Consider the following 15,697-nt stretch of genomic DNA (forward strand, 5'->3'; position numbering starts at 1 on the left):
CAACCTGCTGCACCTATGATCGGTCGCCTGGTGGTGGTCGGTCTGGGGCTGATCGGTGGCTCGTTCGCCAAGGGCTTGCGCGAAAGCGGTCTGTGCCGCGAGGTGGTCGGCGTCGACCTGGATCCGCAGTCGCGCCAACTGGCGGTGGAACTGGGCGTGGTAGATCGTTGTGAAGACGATCTGGCGGCTGCGTGCCAGGGGGCTGACGTGATTCAACTGGCGGTGCCGATCCTGGCCATGGAGAAACTCCTGGCACGGCTGGCGACCATGGACCTGGGCCAGGCGATCCTGACTGACGTCGGCAGTGCCAAGGGTAACGTCGTGCGTGCGGCTACCGAAGCCTTCGGCGGGATGCCGGCGCGCTTCGTGCCGGGTCATCCGATTGCCGGCTCCGAGCAGAGCGGCGTGGAAGCTTCCAACGCCGAGCTGTTTCGCCGTCACAAAGTCATATTGACGCCGCTGGAGCAGACCGATCCGGCGGCGCTGGCGATGGTGGACCGCTTATGGCGTGAATTGGGTGCCGATGTCGAGCATATGCAGGTCGGACGTCATGACGAAGTCCTGGCCGCCACCAGCCATTTACCGCACCTGTTGGCGTTCGGTCTGGTGGATTCATTGGCCAAACGCAATGAAAATCTTGAGATCTTCCGTTACGCTGCCGGCGGTTTCCGCGATTTCACGAGAATCGCCGGTAGCGACCCGGTCATGTGGCACGACATCTTCCTCGCCAACCGCGAAGCTGTCCTGCGCACACTCGATACATTTCGCAGCGACCTCGACGCCTTACGCGACGCGGTCGATGCAGGGGACGGGCACCAACTGCTGGGCGTTTTCACACGCGCCAGGGTGGCCCGCGAGCATTTCAGTAAAATCCTGGCCCGTCGGGCCTATGTGGACGCTATGAATTCCAACGATCTGATTTTCCTGGCACAACCTGGTGGCTCCCTGAGCGGGCGTATTCGTGTACCGGGCGATAAATCGATTTCCCACCGCTCGATCATGCTCGGCTCCCTGGCCGAAGGCGTGACCGAGGTGGAAGGCTTCCTCGAGGGCGAAGATGCCCTGGCGACGCTGCAAGCATTCCGCGACATGGGGGTGGTCATCGAAGGGCCGCACCACGGCCGCGTGACGATCCACGGTGTTGGCTTGCATGGCCTCAAGCCTGCGCCAGGCCCGATCTACCTGGGTAACTCCGGCACTTCGATGCGCCTGTTGTCCGGCCTGCTGGCCGCACAGGATTTCGACAGCACCCTGACCGGCGACGCGTCGCTGTCCAAGCGGCCGATGAACCGCGTGGCCAACCCGCTGCGGGAAATGGGCGCGGTCATCGAGACGGCCGCCGACGGTCGTCCACCGATGGTCATCCGTGGTGGCAACAAACTTAAGGGCCTGACCTACACCATGCCAATGGCCAGTGCCCAGGTGAAATCCTGCCTGCTGCTGGCCGGTCTCTATGCCGAAGGCAAGACCACTGTCACCGAGCCGGCGCCGACCCGTGACCACACCGAGCGCATGCTCCGTGGCTTTGGCTATCCGGTCACGGTCAATGGCGCTACGGCGTCCGTTGAGTCGGGCGGCAAGTTGACCGCGACCCACATCGAAGTGCCGGGCGACATCTCTTCGTCGGCGTTCTTCCTGGTGGCAGCGTCCATCGCCGAAGGCTCCGAGCTGGTGCTCGAGCACGTCGGCATCAATCCGACCCGTACGGGCGTGATCGATATCCTGCGCCTGATGGGCGCCGACATCACCCTGGAGAACCAGCGTGAAGTGGGCGGCGAGCCGGTGGCGGACCTTCGCGTAAGAGCAGCTAAACTCAAGGGTATCGAGATTCCCGAGGCGCTGGTTCCGCTGGCGATCGATGAGTTCCCGGTGCTGTTCGTGGCTGCGGCCTGCGCGCAAGGGCGGACGGTGTTGACCGGCGCCGAAGAGCTGCGGGTCAAGGAATCGGACCGTATCCAGGTGATGGCGGATGGTTTGCTGGCGCTGGGCGTCAAGTGCGAGCCTACGCCGGACGGCATCATCATCGACGGTGGCCAGATCGGCGGCGGCGAAGTCCATGGCCACGGTGATCATCGCATCGCCATGGCCTTCAGTGTTGCGTCCCTGCGAGCGAGCGCGCCGATTCGCATCCATGACTGCGCCAACGTCGCGACGTCGTTCCCGAACTTCCTGGCGCTGTGCGCGCAGGTTGGTATTCGAGTGGCAAAAGAGGCACAGTCGTGAACATCAAGGCACCGGTCATCACCATCGATGGTCCGAGCGGTTCGGGCAAGGGCACCGTCGCCGGGATGCTGGCCAGGCAGCTGGGCTGGAACCTGCTCGATTCGGGGGCCCTGTACCGCCTGCTCGCATTTGCGGCCAGCAACCATGGCGTGGACCTGACCAACGAGGAGTTGCTCAAGGCCCTGGCGGCGCACCTGGATGTGCAGTTCATTGCGGCGACCGACGGTCAGCTGCAGCGCATCATCCTGGAGGGCGACGAAGTCAGCGACGTCATCCGTACTGAAACCGTTGGCGCCGGGGCCTCCCAGGTCGCCGCGCTGCCGGCGGTGCGCGAAGCCTTGCTGCAGCGTCAGCGTGCATTTCTGGAGCAGCCGGGGCTGGTGGCCGATGGTCGCGACATGGGCACGGTGGTCTTTCCAGACGCGCCATTGAAGATTTTCCTGACCGCCAGCGCGGAGGAGCGGGCTCGTCGCCGATATTTGCAGTTGAAGGGCAAAGGCGAGGATGTTAGTCTGTCGAGTCTGCTAGATGAGATCCGTGCACGTGACGAACGTGACACCCAGCGCGCAGTAGCCCCGCTCAAGCCGGCGGCTGATGCGATACAGCTGGATTCCACGGAGTTGTCCATCGAACAGGTGTTGCAACGCATCATGAGCGAGATCGCCATTCGCGATATCGCCGGGTGACCAGGAAGCTCCGCAGGGGACCAGTCATAGTCCTGCGGTGCTTCTTCTATATGAAACTAACCCACATCGTCTGGGGTGTGGAGGCGGGCGTATTCTTCGCCCTAATCAACAGGAATTAAAATGAGCGAAAGCTTTGCGGAACTCTTTGAAGAAAGCCTGAAAACCCTGAACCTTCAGGCAGGCTCCATCATCACCGGTGTTATCGTTGATATCGATTACCAAGCTCGCTGGGTAACCGTTCACGCTGGTCTGAAGTCTGAAGCACTCATCCCGCTTGAGCAGTTCTACAACGATGCTGGCGAGCTGAACATCAACGTCGGTGACGAAGTTCACGTTGCTCTGGACTCGGTTGAAGATGGCTTTGGTGAAACCAAGCTGTCCCGTGAAAAAGCCAAGCGCGCTGAATGCTGGATCGTTCTGGAAGCGGCTTTCGCAGCTGAGGAAGTGGTCAAGGGCGTTATCAACGGTAAGGTTAAAGGCGGCTTCACTGTCGACGTTAACGGCATCCGTGCGTTCCTGCCAGGTTCCCTGGTTGACGTCCGTCCAGTGCGCGACACCACGCACCTGGAAGGCAAAGAGCTGGAATTCAAGGTCATCAAGCTGGACCAGAAGCGCAACAACGTTGTCGTTTCCCGTCGCAGTGTCCTGGAAGCCGAAAACTCCGCCGAGCGCGAAGCTCTGCTGGAATCGCTGCAGGAAGGCCAGCAGGTCAAGGGTATCGTCAAGAACCTCACCGATTACGGCGCATTCGTCGATCTGGGTGGCGTCGATGGCCTGCTGCACATCACCGACATGGCCTGGAAGCGTATCAAGCATCCTTCTGAAATCGTCAACGTTGGCGACGAGATCGATGTCAAGGTTCTGAAGTACGATCGCGAGCGCAATCGTGTTTCCCTGGGCCTCAAGCAACTGGGTGAAGATCCATGGGTCGCTATCAAAGCCCGTTACCCAGAAGGCACCCGCGTCACTGCCCGTGTTACCAACCTCACCGACTACGGCTGCTTCGCTGAGCTGGAAGAAGGCGTTGAAGGTCTGGTACACGTTTCCGAAATGGACTGGACCAACAAGAACATCCACCCTTCGAAAGTCGTACAAGTCGGCGACGAAGTGGAAGTCATGGTCCTGGACATCGACGAAGAGCGTCGTCGTATCTCCCTGGGCATCAAGCAGTGCAAGTCCAACCCATGGGAAGACTTCTCTGGCCAGTTCAACAAGGGCGACAAGATCTCCGGCACCATCAAGTCGATCACCGATTTCGGTATCTTCATTGGTCTGGACGGCGGCATCGACGGCCTGGTTCACCTGTCCGACATCTCCTGGAACGAAGTGGGCGAAGAAGCCGTACGTCGCTTCAAGAAGGGCGACGAGCTGGACACCGTCATCCTGTCGGTTGACCCAGAGCGCGAGCGCATCTCCCTGGGTATCAAGCAGCTGGAAAGCGATCCGTTCTCCGAGTACGTTCAAGAGAACGACAAAGGCGCAATCGTTAAGGGCATCGTGAAAGAAGTTGACGCCAAAGGCGCCATCATCACCCTGGCCGACGATATCGAAGCGACTCTGAAAGCCTCCGAAATCAGCCGTGACCGCGTTGAAGACGCGCGTAACGTTCTGAAAGAAGGCGAAGAAGTAGAAGCCAAGATCATCAGCGTTGATCGCAAGAGCCGCGTAATCCAGCTCTCGATCAAGTCGAAAGACGTTGAAGACGAGAAAGAAGCTATCCAGAGCCTGCGCGACAAGCCAGTTGCTTCGGATGCTCCAGTAGCCACCACTCTGGGTGACCTGCTGCGTGCTGCACAAGCGGAAAAACAGAACTAAGTTCTGACTTTCTGTAAAAAGGGCGACTTCGGTCGCCCTTTTTTTTGCTGTAATTCTCTCCCGTCCTAAGCGCGAAGCGTTACCAGATGAAGCGGTCTTTCGGGCCGTGGCGAAACCACTGACCAACTAGGTTGTCTTTTTTATGAAGGGGAATGATTAAATATAGCTGGGATAGTGAGCTATCCCATTCCAAGGATCTGAATGAAAAAGCTTTTTATGATCATGATTGTTCTGGTGCTTGCAGGTTGTGCTACAGGCGCCAAGACCCATGCAGTGCGCGGTATAAGTGGCGTTGAGATCGATTGCTCAGGGCTGGGTTCTGGGTGGGAGAGATGTGAAAAGCGGGCTGCCAAGGAGTGCAAGGGAGCGGGTTACAAAGTGATAACCCGATCGGATGATGCAAAGGATGACACTCAATACCCGTTTGGTTTCAATCCAGCGGGTTACCTCACTCGCACAATGTTGGTCATGTGTCGGTAAGCCGCAAAATTCTTGGCCTGCACTGAAATGGGGCGGTTGAGGTGCGAGAAAGATATGTCAATAGCTGGGCTGTTCAAATTCGTCGGAGCATGCTAAAACCTTTGAAGCGATTTTCCTAGCTGCTTGAAAAAGAAGGGAAAAACATGACGAAGTCGGAGTTGATCGAACGAATTGTTACCCATCAAGGGTTGCTCTCATCTAAAGATGTGGAGCTGGCCATCAAGACCATGCTTGAACAAATGTCTCAATGTCTGGCGACTGGAGATCGTATCGAGATCCGTGGTTTCGGCAGCTTTTCCCTGCATTATCGCGCTCCAAGGGTAGGGCGTAATCCTAAGACCGGTCAGTCTGTCAGTCTGGACGGTAAATTTGTACCTCATTTCAAGCCGGGCAAAGAGCTTAGGGATCGGGTGAATGAGGAGGAGGGGGATGAGCTCTGAAAAAGCTGCAAAAGGGGAGTTTTGTGAGGAGTTTTAAACGGGTTGCTTTCTTCGTTGCCGCGCTAATCGTGGCTTTGACGACTATTCTATTTGTAATTGAAAATACACAACCAGTATCCTTGGCGTTCGCCGGTTGGTCAGCCCCTCAGCTTCCTGTTTCGGTCTTGATACTCCTTGCGCTTCTCGCAGGGATGGTTATCGGCCTGGCACTCTTCTGGTTGGTGAAGGTACGTTCGCGGGTAGCATGAGGCTATATGATTTCCCACCACTTTGGTAAGGGGATCGCCGTTAGCAGTTTTTTATTATGGGTATGTTTCCATGTCAGAATTTTCATGGTCCGCCGAAATTTATATCGGGACCTCCCAAGCGTTAACCTTTATTGCATTCACCGCGTTGAAGGGCAAATTTTCCGCAGCCGCATTTGAGAGCCCGTATGCATAATAATCGTGTTGATGCGCATGACGCTCAGGAAATTGATTTGATTGCGCTGCTTCGCAATTTTTGGGTTCAAAGGTGGCTGGTTATAGGTGTTACGTTCGTAGTAACGGTGGGGGCAGGGGCGGTTGCCTATCTTTCCAAACCCATCTATGAGGCTAGATTCTATATTAGTCCCCCCACTCAAAATGGTATTGCTGAGTTAAATTACGGCCGTGACGCAAGCACTGGGTTGGAGCCCTATTCAATCAAACAAGTTTACGATCTATTTGCTCGCAATCTTCAGAGTGAAACCCTTCGCCAGACCTTTTTTCATGATATCTATTTGCCTTCACTTGAGGAGTCTCAACGTAAGGGGCCGTTTGACCTTTTATATGAGAATTTTTCTCGTGTGCTGATGGTCGGGGGGCCGGGTAAGGATACTCCCGAAAGATTCTCGGTCATCGTCCAGAGTAATGATGCGAAAAAGGCAACTGACTGGACCAGAGTCTATGTGCAGCGGGCTAGTGAAATCTCCAAGGCTGAGTTGATCAAAAACGTTACTAGTGAGGCTGCTGTTCGGGCGAGAAATCTGGAGCAGCAAATTGTAAGTTTGCGGGAGAACGCCCTGCGGGTTCGTGAGGACCGTATTCAGCAGCTTCGAGAAGCTCTAAAAATTGCTGAAGCGATAGATTTGAAGACGCCTGCGATAAACGCCCCTGGTGCAGTTGATATTACTGTCGATACGGGTAATAAGATGGATTATCAGCGAGGAAGTTTAGCTCTGACGGCGGAAGTATCCGCTTTGGAGGGAAGAGTTTCTGATGATGCATTCATTCCAGGCCTACGCACGTTGCAGATGCGTTACGATTTCTATCGTACGCTTAAAGTCGAACCCGATCTGGTGTCGGTATACAGACAGGATGGTAACGTAGAGGTACCACAGACCCCAATTAAGCCAAATAAGCTAGCTATCCTACTGAAGGGAATGATCCTGGGCCTTGTATTGGGGCTCGCGGCCGCGCTTATGAGGCAGCTAGTCCAAGCGCGTGTTGAAAAATAATCGATACATGGCAGCAGGTCCACATCAAGAGGTTCCAAGCAGGTTGATAGTGTAGAGGTTCGTACTCCTGTTGAAAGCAAAGTTGGTGTGTTTGTGCCAGTTGCAGATACTAATTTTGACGGTGTTCGCATTAAGTCATAAATTTTCTGCGGTCAATCTAAATGAAGTGGTGTTTGGTTGCGGATATTAGAGGTTTTAGGTCAGGACGACTCTAAGGGTATAGATGATTGTTTTTGGTTTTTAAATTTTATGTTGTTATGGTTTTTATGTCGCTTGTGTTAGGTGTTACGCTATGGTTGGCAGTACGGCAATAAGAAAGGGAATGCTTCGGTCGATTATAAATATTGCCGTTCAGGCTGTATTTAAGTTGATGTTTTCTGTCGCCTCACTAAAGGTTGTTGCATTTTATGTTGGGCCCAGTGGAATGGCTGTAGTTGGACAGGTCCAATCCTTTCTTCAAGTGTTAAGTGCTGGTGTTTCGTCAGTTACTACAACTGGTGTGGTAAAGCTAATTGCAGAAGATAAGCACCCTAAAGAAAAGGTGGTGCGGACTTCTGCGTTTTTGTTGATTTCCTTAAGTTTTATTTGTTTTTTTATCTTGCTTCTCTCAGGTAGGCAACTAGCAAACTATTTTCTACAAGGGGATTGGTTTGTAGTGCTTATACTGCTGCCGCTGGGAGGGTTTTTTATAGGGTTGAATAATCTATTTGTTTCATATTTTAATGGTGTGCAGAAATATACTGAGTATTTTTGGTACTCAATGATTACTGCTTTTGTAACCGCGCTTTCAACTTGTGCTATTTCATTTTACCTTGGAAAGGTTGGGGCGATTTACTCTATAGTAGTAGCGCCAGCTATCGCTGGTGTATGCATTTTGTTTTTGCCAGAAAGATTTCGCCTGCCACGAGTTGGAAGTGTCTTAAAAAAAATTGATGGTGAGATACTGAAGGTGTTGGTCTCTTATTCCTTCATGGCGTTGGGGTCCGCAGTGGTTGTATATGGAGGGCAAATTTTTCTGAGGAACTATATTGCAACTAACAGCACGATGGCTGAGTCTGGGCTATGGTATGCAGCAACACGTTTGTCAGATATTTATATGGGTATATGTAGTGTGTTGTTTTCTACTCTTTTACTGCCAAAGTATAGTTCGATGGAAGGAAGAGTTCTGGATAGCTTTGTTTGGCGAACGGCAGTAGTTGCGATAGTTTTTGGGCTTCTCCTGGTTCTTGTGGTTGGTCAGTTGGCAGGTTTTATTGTCTGGTTGATTTATGGTGAGGCTTTCGCAGTCTCTGCAGATGTATTGAAAATATATGTCATGGGGGATGGGCTAAAATGTTTGGGATGGATATTTCTTTATGTAATGCTCGCCAAACAGCGCGTTCGAGCTTATCTCGTCTATGAGGTGATTACGGCATCATTGTATTTGGCGTCGTGTATTTTTTTCTACAGGCTGTATGGACTTGAAAGAATGGCTTACGGCTACGTTCTGCAAGGCTTAGTTTCGCTATTGTTAGCGCTACTATGGTTTTTTATCAGCCGAAATAAAACCGCATCTGTAGTGGCAGTCGCGTGATGATGCAGTATAACATTATATACGCACTGATTTGGATGTTGGCCCTGTTGTCATTGAAAAAGACAACTTTTCCGTCGGTGGTGATATACGCATTCCAAGTGACGTTGCTGTCTTTGTTTGTTGGTCTAAAATTTCAGACAGGCTATGACTGGCCTATCTATGAATCGCATTACAATGCAATACGAAGCGGTGAAGAATTTTATCTGGATTTTGAATTTGGATATGAGTGGCTTGTTCATGCGTCAGCGTTTCTCGATTTGCCGTTTGAGCATTTCTCTGCTTTGGTTTCTATTATAGAGGTTGTATTCATATCGATCGTAGTAAGGAATGTTTTTCCCAGGCATTGTTTGCTAGTGTTGGCTGTAATGTATTCTATTCCTGACTTTTATTTGATCCCTACATTCTCCCTGATTAGACAGGGGTTGGCGGTTAGTATCTTTTTGCTTGGGGTAAATAAATTCTTGTCGGAAAGGCGGTCTCTCGCATTTTTATTGTTTGTCATCGCAGCCTCTATACATTACTCGGTATTGGGCGGCGTGCTGCTGTTGCTGCTGATTTATTGGTTTCCTATAAGTCGAGCGACGTTTCTAATCGTTTTCCTAATCTCCGTAGCTCTGTACTTATCTTCAGTGGATCTTATCCGTGGCGCTGTAGAAATACTTATAGTTTATGTGAATCCCAAGTACATGATCTATTTGGATAGGGATGTATTTAATGCTTCCTTTGCCTATCGTGCAGCCTATGTCTTAGTTTCAGTTGTGGTTTTTTCAAGTATTTACTTGGCGTGGGGTAATAGTGGCGCTCAGAACAATATAAATCAATTAGCTTCTCCGGTGCTCTATCGTTTGGCGTTTGCAGGTCTGCTTATTCCTTTGATAATATTCGGGTTCCCTACGCTATCTACTAGATATCAGTATTTTTTCGCAGTTTTTTTAATTGGTGCTGCAATGAATATATTGTTGTGTTTAAATTTTAGAAGTCGACTAGTTGCGGTTTTTGTAATTGCAGTAGTCGCATATTTGCCATTTTATCGATTCCTCTCGAGTCCACTTTCTATTGTTTATATTCCTTACCAGAGTCAGTTGTTTTATGATGAGCGCAATTCGACGGGGCAAGAGAGAACAAATAACCTACTCAATCAACTTGACGAGCTGTGGTCCAAATAATGAGCCTGCGTAAAGAAATTGTACTGCTTACCACGAAGTATGCTGACGACAAAAAAGACGCTTGGCTCACCAACGAGCTAGCCTACTCCATGAACGAAGAAGGAAACGACGTTACTGTCGTCGTTTTCTCTTGGCTAAAAAATGAGCCAAAAACGGTTACAAAAATTATCGATGGAATCAAGGTAATTAGAGTCAAGCTTCCAGCTATATTTTATAATTCCGGCGTCATTGGGACGGCGTTGAAAATATTCATATTTCCCTTCCTGGCAAGATATAAAATAGCCAAAGAAGTTAAATGCTGCGATTTGCTTATAGCGAACACGCCGTGCGTAACGATTTTAGGAATGGCCAAATTTTTTAGGAAGAAATATGGCTCTAAAAGCTTTCTTGTGTTGTGGGATTTTTTTCCTTTCTATTTGAAAGATCTCGGCGCGATCAGAAATAAGCTTTTCTTCGGTTTTTTTCGATATCTCGAAGAATTGATGTATATCAGTTTTGATCGAATTGGCTGTATGACAGAAGGGAATGCCCGATTTCTTTTTGATAATTTTCCTTCCGTCGCAAGAGATAAAGTAAAACTTTTACCTATCTGGGCAAAAATCAAGGATGTTGAACCAGTTGATAAAGCTGAGGTGAGGGAAAAGTATAATTTGCCATCTGAGGGGTTTATTGCGATATACGGTGGTGCGATGTCCATCGTACAAGAGCTGGAAAATATTCTTGACTTAGCTGCGATGTATTCAAAAGATGAGGTGACTTTCGTTTTTATTGGTAAAGGCACTGAAAAAGAGAGGCTGCAAAAAGCGGTTGCGACTCGTGGGTTGCAAAATATTATATTTATTGATTATATTCCCCGTGAAGAATATGAACACGTAGTGCAGTCGTGTGATGTCGGACTGATATCATTGTCTGGGAAGTTAACGGTGCCCAGTTTTCCATCTAAATCTCTTGATTACTTCAAAGTTTCGTTGCCGATTCTGGCGTCCCTGGATTCGGTGACGGATTTTGGCGATATATTGGAAAACGACGTTCGCGGTGGCTATGCTGTTGCGGCTGGTGATGCGGCGGCGCTGAAGGCAAAGCTGGATTTGCTGATTGAGAATTCAGTCCTCTGCACTGAGCTAGGCAGGAACGGTCGACATTATTATGAAAAAAACTTGAGCGTAGAAAACGCGAGAAGTATCATTATTTCATTATTGTAAAAGGGGTTGTTTTATGGCTATTTCGTTCAAGGACTCTACGCTTTTAATTACCGGAGGGACAGGTTCCTTCGGAAACGCAGTGCTCAAGCGATTCCTGGATACCGACATCAAAGAAATACGTGTGTTTAGCAGGGATGAGAAAAAGCAAGATGATATGCGTAAAAAGTATGTCAATAATAAATTAAAATTTTATATTGGTGATGTTAGGGATTTTCAAAGCGTCCTTAACGCTACTCGCGGCGTAGACTACATATTTCATGCGGCAGCCTTGAAACAAGTGCCTTCTTGCGAATTTCATCCTATGGAAGCCGTTAAGACGAACGTATTGGGCACGGATAATGTGCTTGAGGCAGCAATTCAAAATAATGCGAAGCGCGTCGTTTGCCTCAGCACTGATAAAGCCGTTTATCCAATCAACGCAATGGGCATCTCCAAGGCGATGATGGAAAAGGTGATGGTTGCAAAATCACGGAATGATAATAATACAGTGATTTGTGGAACGCGTTATGGGAATGTAATGGCATCACGCGGCTCAGTGATACCTTTGTTCATTCAGCAGATTCGTGATGGGAAGCCTTTGACCCTAACCGATCCGAGCATGACCCGCTTCATGATGACGTTGGCCGATGCGGTGGACTTAGTGTTGTATGCTTTTCAGCATGGTAACAATGGCGATATGTTCGTACAGAAAGCACCAGCCGCGACGGTGGAAACGCTTGCCAGGGCGTTAACGCAGATGCTTAAAGTTCCAGAGCATCCGATCCAAGTCATTGGTACTCGGCATGGTGAGAAGCTTTACGAAGCATTGCTGAGTCGGGAGGAGATGGCTTGTGCCGAAGATCGCGGTGATTATTTCCGAGTACCGCCTGATCTGCGTGATTTGAACTACTCAAAATTCGTAGAGGAAGGTGAAGAAAAAATATCTCATTCGGAAGATTACAACTCCCATAACACTACTCAGTTGGATGTGGAGGGTATGAAAGAGCTATTGCTTAAGCTTGATTTCATGCGCGCAATTCAACGCGGTGAACAAGCAACACCTGAGGAGTAGGAAATGAAGGTGCTAATTACCGGCTCCAACGGATTTATCGGTAAGAATCTCATAGCGCACCTAGGTGAGCGCAGCGACGTAGAAATCCTGCGATTTACTCGAGAGGATGACGTTGCTCAATTACCTAGCTTGCTCACGCAAGTGGATTTTGTATTCCATTTGGCGGGTGTTAATCGTCCGCAGAATCCGGAAGAGTTCAATGCTGGTAACACCGACTTAACTCGCGCAATTTGTGATGCTGTAGCGCTAAGTGGTCGTTCGATTCCTGTCCTTTATACCTCTTCTAGTCAGGCCGAGCTGGACAATGCTTACGGTAATAGTAAGCGCGGAGCTGAAGCGGCGTTGACCGAACTTGCCGATAATTACGGTATAAAGGTCTACGTATTCAGACTGCCAAATGTTTTTGGTAAGTGGGCACGTCCTAACTATAACTCTGCTGTTGCTACGTTTTGTCATAATACTGTTCAGGGCTTGCCAATACAGATTCACGATGCTCAGGCGAAAATTGATCTTGTCTATATAGATGATGTTATCAGACACTTCATTGCCGCGATGGATGGGCTGCTTTCATCTGAGCGCTTTGCTACCGTGGAGCCTACGTACACTATTAGTGTGGGTGCACTGGCAAAGCAGCTGGAGGCATTTCGTGATAGTCGAGATACGTTAATTACTGAGCCCGTGGGGAAAGGGTTGATAAGGGCTCTTTACTCTACCTACGTTAGTTATCTTTCCCCGGATCGCTTTACTTATGAAGTTCCCAAGTATGGAGATTCTCGGGGTGTATTTGTTGAGATGCTGAAAACGGCTGATAGCGGTCAGTTCTCGTACTTTACAGCCCATCCTGGAATCACTCGCGGTGGGCATTATCATCATTCGAAAACTGAAAAATTTCTGGTGATTAAAGGTACGGCTTGTTTTCGATTTCGCCATATTGTTTCCGGTGAGTTTTACGAGTTATTCACATCGGGTGAAAAACCGGAAATAGTGGAAACTGTTCCGGGATGGACTCACGACATCACGAATGTGGGGGGGGAGGAGATGATAGTCATGCTTTGGGCCAATGAAATTTTTGATCGCGAGCTCCCGGATACCTACACTCGTCCAGTAGCTACGTCTATTCAATGAGGCTTTTAATTATAAGAGTTTCAGCTTGGATTCGTTGATTTATTGTGGTCTCGATGGATTCATGGTTGTTTAATTATTATTCAGTGTGGTTTCTGAAATGAAAAAATTAAAGGTTGTAACTGTCGTAGGGACCCGTCCAGAGATCATTCGTTTGTCGCGTGTGATGGCTGCCTTGGATCAGTATTGTGATCATATTCTTGTTCACACTGGGCAAAATTATGATTACGAATTGAACGAGATTTTTTTCCAGGATCTAGGTATCCGAAAGCCTGATCACTTTTTGAACGCTGCGGGTGCAAGCGGGGCCGAAACAATAGGTAATGTGATCATTGGTGTCGACCGACTTCTGTCTGAGGTGTTGCCTGAAGCTCTGTTGGTATTGGGGGATACAAATAGTTGTATGGCCGTGATTCCGGCAAAACGACGGAAAATTCCGACATTTCATATGGAAGCCGGTAATCGTTGCTTTGACATGCGTGTACCTGAAGAAATCAATCGTCGAATTGTCGACCATACTGCCGATATTAATCTGACTTACAGTACGATTGCACGTGATTATCTCCTTCGGGAGGGGCTCTCGCCTGATATGGTTATAAAAACCGGTAGTCCTATGTTTGAGGTGTTAAATTATTATCGTGAGGGTATTGAGGAGTCAGATGTTCTTTCTCGCCTTGGCTTGGAAAAGGGCAAGTTTTTCGTAGTCAGTGCACATCGCGAGGAAAATATTGATTCGGATAAGAATTTCGGCAAGCTGGTCGAAACTCTTAATGGCGTTGCTGAGCATTATGGATATCCGGTTATTGTCTCCACGCATCCGCGTACAAAAAAACGAGTTGATGAACTCGGCGTAAAGTTTCATTCAAATGTCCAGCTACTCAAGCCACTCGGTTTCAAGGATTATAACAAGTTACAGTTGGAGTCCAAGGCGGTTCTGTCCGACAGTGGCACCATCAACGAAGAGTCCTCTATTCTTAACTTCCCGGCGTTGAATATTCGGGAGGCGCATGAGCGTCCTGAGGGGATGGAGGAAGCTGCTGTAATGATGGTAGGCCTGGAAATCGAGCGTGTGATGCAGGGCTTATACGTACTGGAAGAACAAAGTCGCGGTGCGGAGCGCAGCATGCGGCTTGTTTCAGACTACAGTATGCCAAATGTAGCAGAGAAAGTAGTGCGTATCATACATAGCTACCGTGACTACGTTATGCGGACCGTCTGGAGAAGGTATTAATACGCATGACTATTCGTGTGCTTCTGCTCACGCAGTGGTTTGATCCTGAGCCGACTTTCAAAGGACTGGTTTTTGCTCGTGAGTTGGTTGCGCAGGGCTTTGAAGTTGAAGTTGTCACCGGGTTTCCCAATTATCCAGGGGGGGAGTTGTATCCTGGCTATAAAATTAAAGTGCTTCAACGAGAGGTTGTTGACGGTATCCATATAACGCGTGTGCCGCTCTATCCTAGCCATGGGCAGAGTGGTATTGGGCGGTTGCTAAACTATGTTAGTTTTGCAGCCAGCGCCCTGTTCTATGGTCTTCTTCGCGCAAAGAAGCCTGATGTCATTTATGCTTACCATCCTCCGCTGACGGTCGGAATTGCAGCGGCGTTTATTCGTTTTTTTCGGCGAGTACCGGTGGTATACGACATTCAGGATATGTGGCCAGATACGCTCAGAGCTACGGGAATGTTCTCCAGCGAGAAGCTCCTGAAAATTGTCTCAAGCGTGTGCAGTTGGGTTTATCGACATGTGGATCAGATCGTGGTGTTGTCGCCAGGGTTCAAACGCTTGCTAATTGAGCGGGGGGTGCCTAAGCAAAAAATCGATGTGATATACAACTGGTGTGCAGAGGACTTGGTTAGTTCTAGTTCGGTAAGCCTTCCTGATCAATTTCCAGAGACCACTAAATTTCGAATATTATTTGCTGGAAATATGGGCAAGGCACAGTCGCTGGATACAGTTATTGAAGCTGCTCAGTTACTGCGAAAAAATAACAAACAAGTGGCGTTTATTTTTCTTGGTGGCGGAGTAGAGGCCTCAAGGTTGGAGGCACTTGTCGAAAGGCAAACGCTGCAGGATATTTTTTTTCTGCCAGGCGTTCCCATGTCTGAAGTGGGTGCTTATTTAGCCGGCGCTGATGCATTGCTTGTGCATTTGAAGAAAGATCCGTTGTTCAGGATCACCATTCCTTCCAAAACCCAGGCATATATGGCGGCTGGGAAGCCAATATTGATGGCTGTGGAAGGTGATGCGGCTGACCTCATACGCGTTGCTGGTTGTGGTGTTGTCAGTGAGTCAGACAATCCCCGGGCGCTTGCTGAGGCTATCATTGCGTTGATGGAAGTTTCCGAGGAGGGGCGTGCTCTGATGGCTGAAAATGGACAGGCGTTTTATCGTAAGGAGCTGTCCTTGCAGGTAGGTGTTGAGCGTTTTGCGGCGCACTTCAGGCGATTATCGAAATAGAATCT

The 15,697-nt window shown here is 49.4% G+C and carries 14 protein-coding genes; all 14 read left to right on the plus strand.

Annotated elements, in window-relative coordinates; translation table 11 throughout:
- Positions 1-15: 15 nt before the first annotated feature.
- The 14 genes from ACODTO_RS05875 (at position 16) to ACODTO_RS05940 (ending at position 15,692) form a co-directional block, all read left to right on the plus strand.
- Positions 16-2,223 carry a bifunctional prephenate dehydrogenase/3-phosphoshikimate 1-carboxyvinyltransferase gene (locus tag ACODTO_RS05875; RefSeq protein WP_489106108.1) on the plus strand — a complete coding sequence of 736 codons (2,208 nt, stop codon included), beginning with the start codon at positions 16-18 and terminating at the stop codon, positions 2,221-2,223.
- Positions 2,220-2,909 (plus strand): (d)CMP kinase, encoded by a 690-nt coding sequence (cmk, locus tag ACODTO_RS05880; protein ID WP_139647102.1) that lies wholly within the window; start codon positions 2,220-2,222, stop codon positions 2,907-2,909. The genes ACODTO_RS05875 and cmk overlap by 4 nt, the downstream gene beginning before the upstream one ends.
- Before the next feature lie 120 nt (positions 2,910-3,029).
- On the plus strand, positions 3,030-4,724 hold the full coding sequence (gene rpsA, locus ACODTO_RS05885; protein WP_041024567.1) for a 30S ribosomal protein S1: 1,695 nt from the start codon (positions 3,030-3,032) through the stop codon (positions 4,722-4,724).
- 201 nt (positions 4,725-4,925) lie between these two features.
- On the plus strand, positions 4,926-5,204 hold the full coding sequence (locus ACODTO_RS05890) for a hypothetical protein (protein ID WP_241801732.1): 279 nt from the start codon (positions 4,926-4,928) through the stop codon (positions 5,202-5,204).
- 143 nt (positions 5,205-5,347) lie between these two features.
- Positions 5,348-5,644, plus strand: coding sequence for an integration host factor subunit beta (gene ihfB / locus ACODTO_RS05895; protein WP_003199243.1), 297 nt, complete (start codon positions 5,348-5,350; stop codon positions 5,642-5,644).
- 68 nt (positions 5,645-5,712) lie between these two features.
- Positions 5,713-5,892, plus strand: coding sequence for a LapA family protein (locus ACODTO_RS05900; protein WP_349654548.1), 180 nt, complete (start codon positions 5,713-5,715; stop codon positions 5,890-5,892).
- A gap of 185 nt (positions 5,893-6,077) precedes the next feature.
- Positions 6,078-7,121 carry an LPS O-antigen chain length determinant protein WzzB gene (locus ACODTO_RS05905; RefSeq protein WP_175385947.1) on the plus strand — a complete coding sequence of 348 codons (1,044 nt, stop codon included), beginning with the start codon at positions 6,078-6,080 and terminating at the stop codon, positions 7,119-7,121.
- 292 nt (positions 7,122-7,413) lie between these two features.
- Positions 7,414-8,694 (plus strand): oligosaccharide flippase family protein, encoded by a 1,281-nt coding sequence (locus tag ACODTO_RS05910; RefSeq protein WP_489106077.1) that lies wholly within the window; start codon positions 7,414-7,416, stop codon positions 8,692-8,694.
- Positions 8,694-9,860 (plus strand): EpsG family protein, encoded by a 1,167-nt coding sequence (locus ACODTO_RS05915; RefSeq protein ID WP_175385949.1) that lies wholly within the window; start codon positions 8,694-8,696, stop codon positions 9,858-9,860. The genes ACODTO_RS05910 and ACODTO_RS05915 overlap by 1 nt, the downstream gene beginning before the upstream one ends.
- The gene (locus tag ACODTO_RS05920; RefSeq protein WP_489106078.1) at positions 9,860-11,062 is read left to right on the plus strand and encodes a glycosyltransferase family 4 protein; all 1,203 of its coding nucleotides are present in this window, start codon (positions 9,860-9,862) and stop codon (positions 11,060-11,062) included. The genes ACODTO_RS05915 and ACODTO_RS05920 overlap by 1 nt, the downstream gene beginning before the upstream one ends.
- 13 nt (positions 11,063-11,075) lie before the next feature.
- Positions 11,076-12,113, plus strand: a complete 1,038-nt coding sequence (locus ACODTO_RS05925; RefSeq protein ID WP_175385951.1) for a polysaccharide biosynthesis protein — start codon at positions 11,076-11,078, stop codon at positions 12,111-12,113.
- Positions 12,114-12,116: 3 nt separating this feature from the next.
- Complete coding sequence (gene wbjC, locus ACODTO_RS05930; protein WP_489106079.1) at positions 12,117-13,238, plus strand: UDP-2-acetamido-2,6-beta-L-arabino-hexul-4-ose reductase; 1,122 nt, start codon at positions 12,117-12,119, stop codon at positions 13,236-13,238.
- Between the two features lie 97 nt (positions 13,239-13,335).
- Entirely contained in the window at positions 13,336-14,466 is a 1,131-nt protein-coding gene (gene wecB, locus ACODTO_RS05935; protein WP_175385953.1) for a non-hydrolyzing UDP-N-acetylglucosamine 2-epimerase, read from the plus strand.
- Positions 14,467-14,471: 5 nt separating this feature from the next.
- Positions 14,472-15,692: a glycosyltransferase family 4 protein gene (locus tag ACODTO_RS05940; RefSeq protein ID WP_175385954.1), complete on the plus strand. Its 1,221-nt coding sequence runs from the start codon at positions 14,472-14,474 to the stop codon at positions 15,690-15,692.
- The last annotated feature ends 5 nt before the right edge of the window (positions 15,693-15,697 follow it).

It is taken from the genome of Pseudomonas sp. FG13 (genome assembly GCF_057809755.1).

What these genes read in the sequence shown, in the direction of transcription:
- ACODTO_RS05875 (WP_489106108.1), top strand. Translation starts at nt 16, where the DNA reads ATGATCGGTCGCCTGGTGGTGGTCGGTCTGGGGCTGATCGGTGGCTCG.
- rpsA (WP_041024567.1), top strand. Translation starts at nt 3,030, where the DNA reads ATGAGCGAAAGCTTTGCGGAACTCTTTGAAGAAAGCCTGAAAACCCTG.
- ACODTO_RS05890 (WP_241801732.1), top strand. Translation starts at nt 4,926, where the DNA reads ATGAAAAAGCTTTTTATGATCATGATTGTTCTGGTGCTTGCAGGTTGT.
- ihfB (WP_003199243.1), top strand. Translation starts at nt 5,348, where the DNA reads ATGACGAAGTCGGAGTTGATCGAACGAATTGTTACCCATCAAGGGTTG.
- ACODTO_RS05905 (WP_175385947.1), top strand. Translation starts at nt 6,078, where the DNA reads ATGCATAATAATCGTGTTGATGCGCATGACGCTCAGGAAATTGATTTG.
- ACODTO_RS05910 (WP_489106077.1), top strand. Translation starts at nt 7,414, where the DNA reads ATGGTTGGCAGTACGGCAATAAGAAAGGGAATGCTTCGGTCGATTATA.
- ACODTO_RS05915 (WP_175385949.1), top strand. Translation starts at nt 8,694, where the DNA reads ATGATGCAGTATAACATTATATACGCACTGATTTGGATGTTGGCCCTG.
- ACODTO_RS05920 (WP_489106078.1), top strand. Translation starts at nt 9,860, where the DNA reads ATGAGCCTGCGTAAAGAAATTGTACTGCTTACCACGAAGTATGCTGAC.
- ACODTO_RS05925 (WP_175385951.1), top strand. Translation starts at nt 11,076, where the DNA reads ATGGCTATTTCGTTCAAGGACTCTACGCTTTTAATTACCGGAGGGACA.
- wbjC (WP_489106079.1), top strand. Translation starts at nt 12,117, where the DNA reads ATGAAGGTGCTAATTACCGGCTCCAACGGATTTATCGGTAAGAATCTC.
- wecB (WP_175385953.1), top strand. Translation starts at nt 13,336, where the DNA reads ATGAAAAAATTAAAGGTTGTAACTGTCGTAGGGACCCGTCCAGAGATC.
- ACODTO_RS05940 (WP_175385954.1), top strand. Translation starts at nt 14,472, where the DNA reads ATGACTATTCGTGTGCTTCTGCTCACGCAGTGGTTTGATCCTGAGCCG.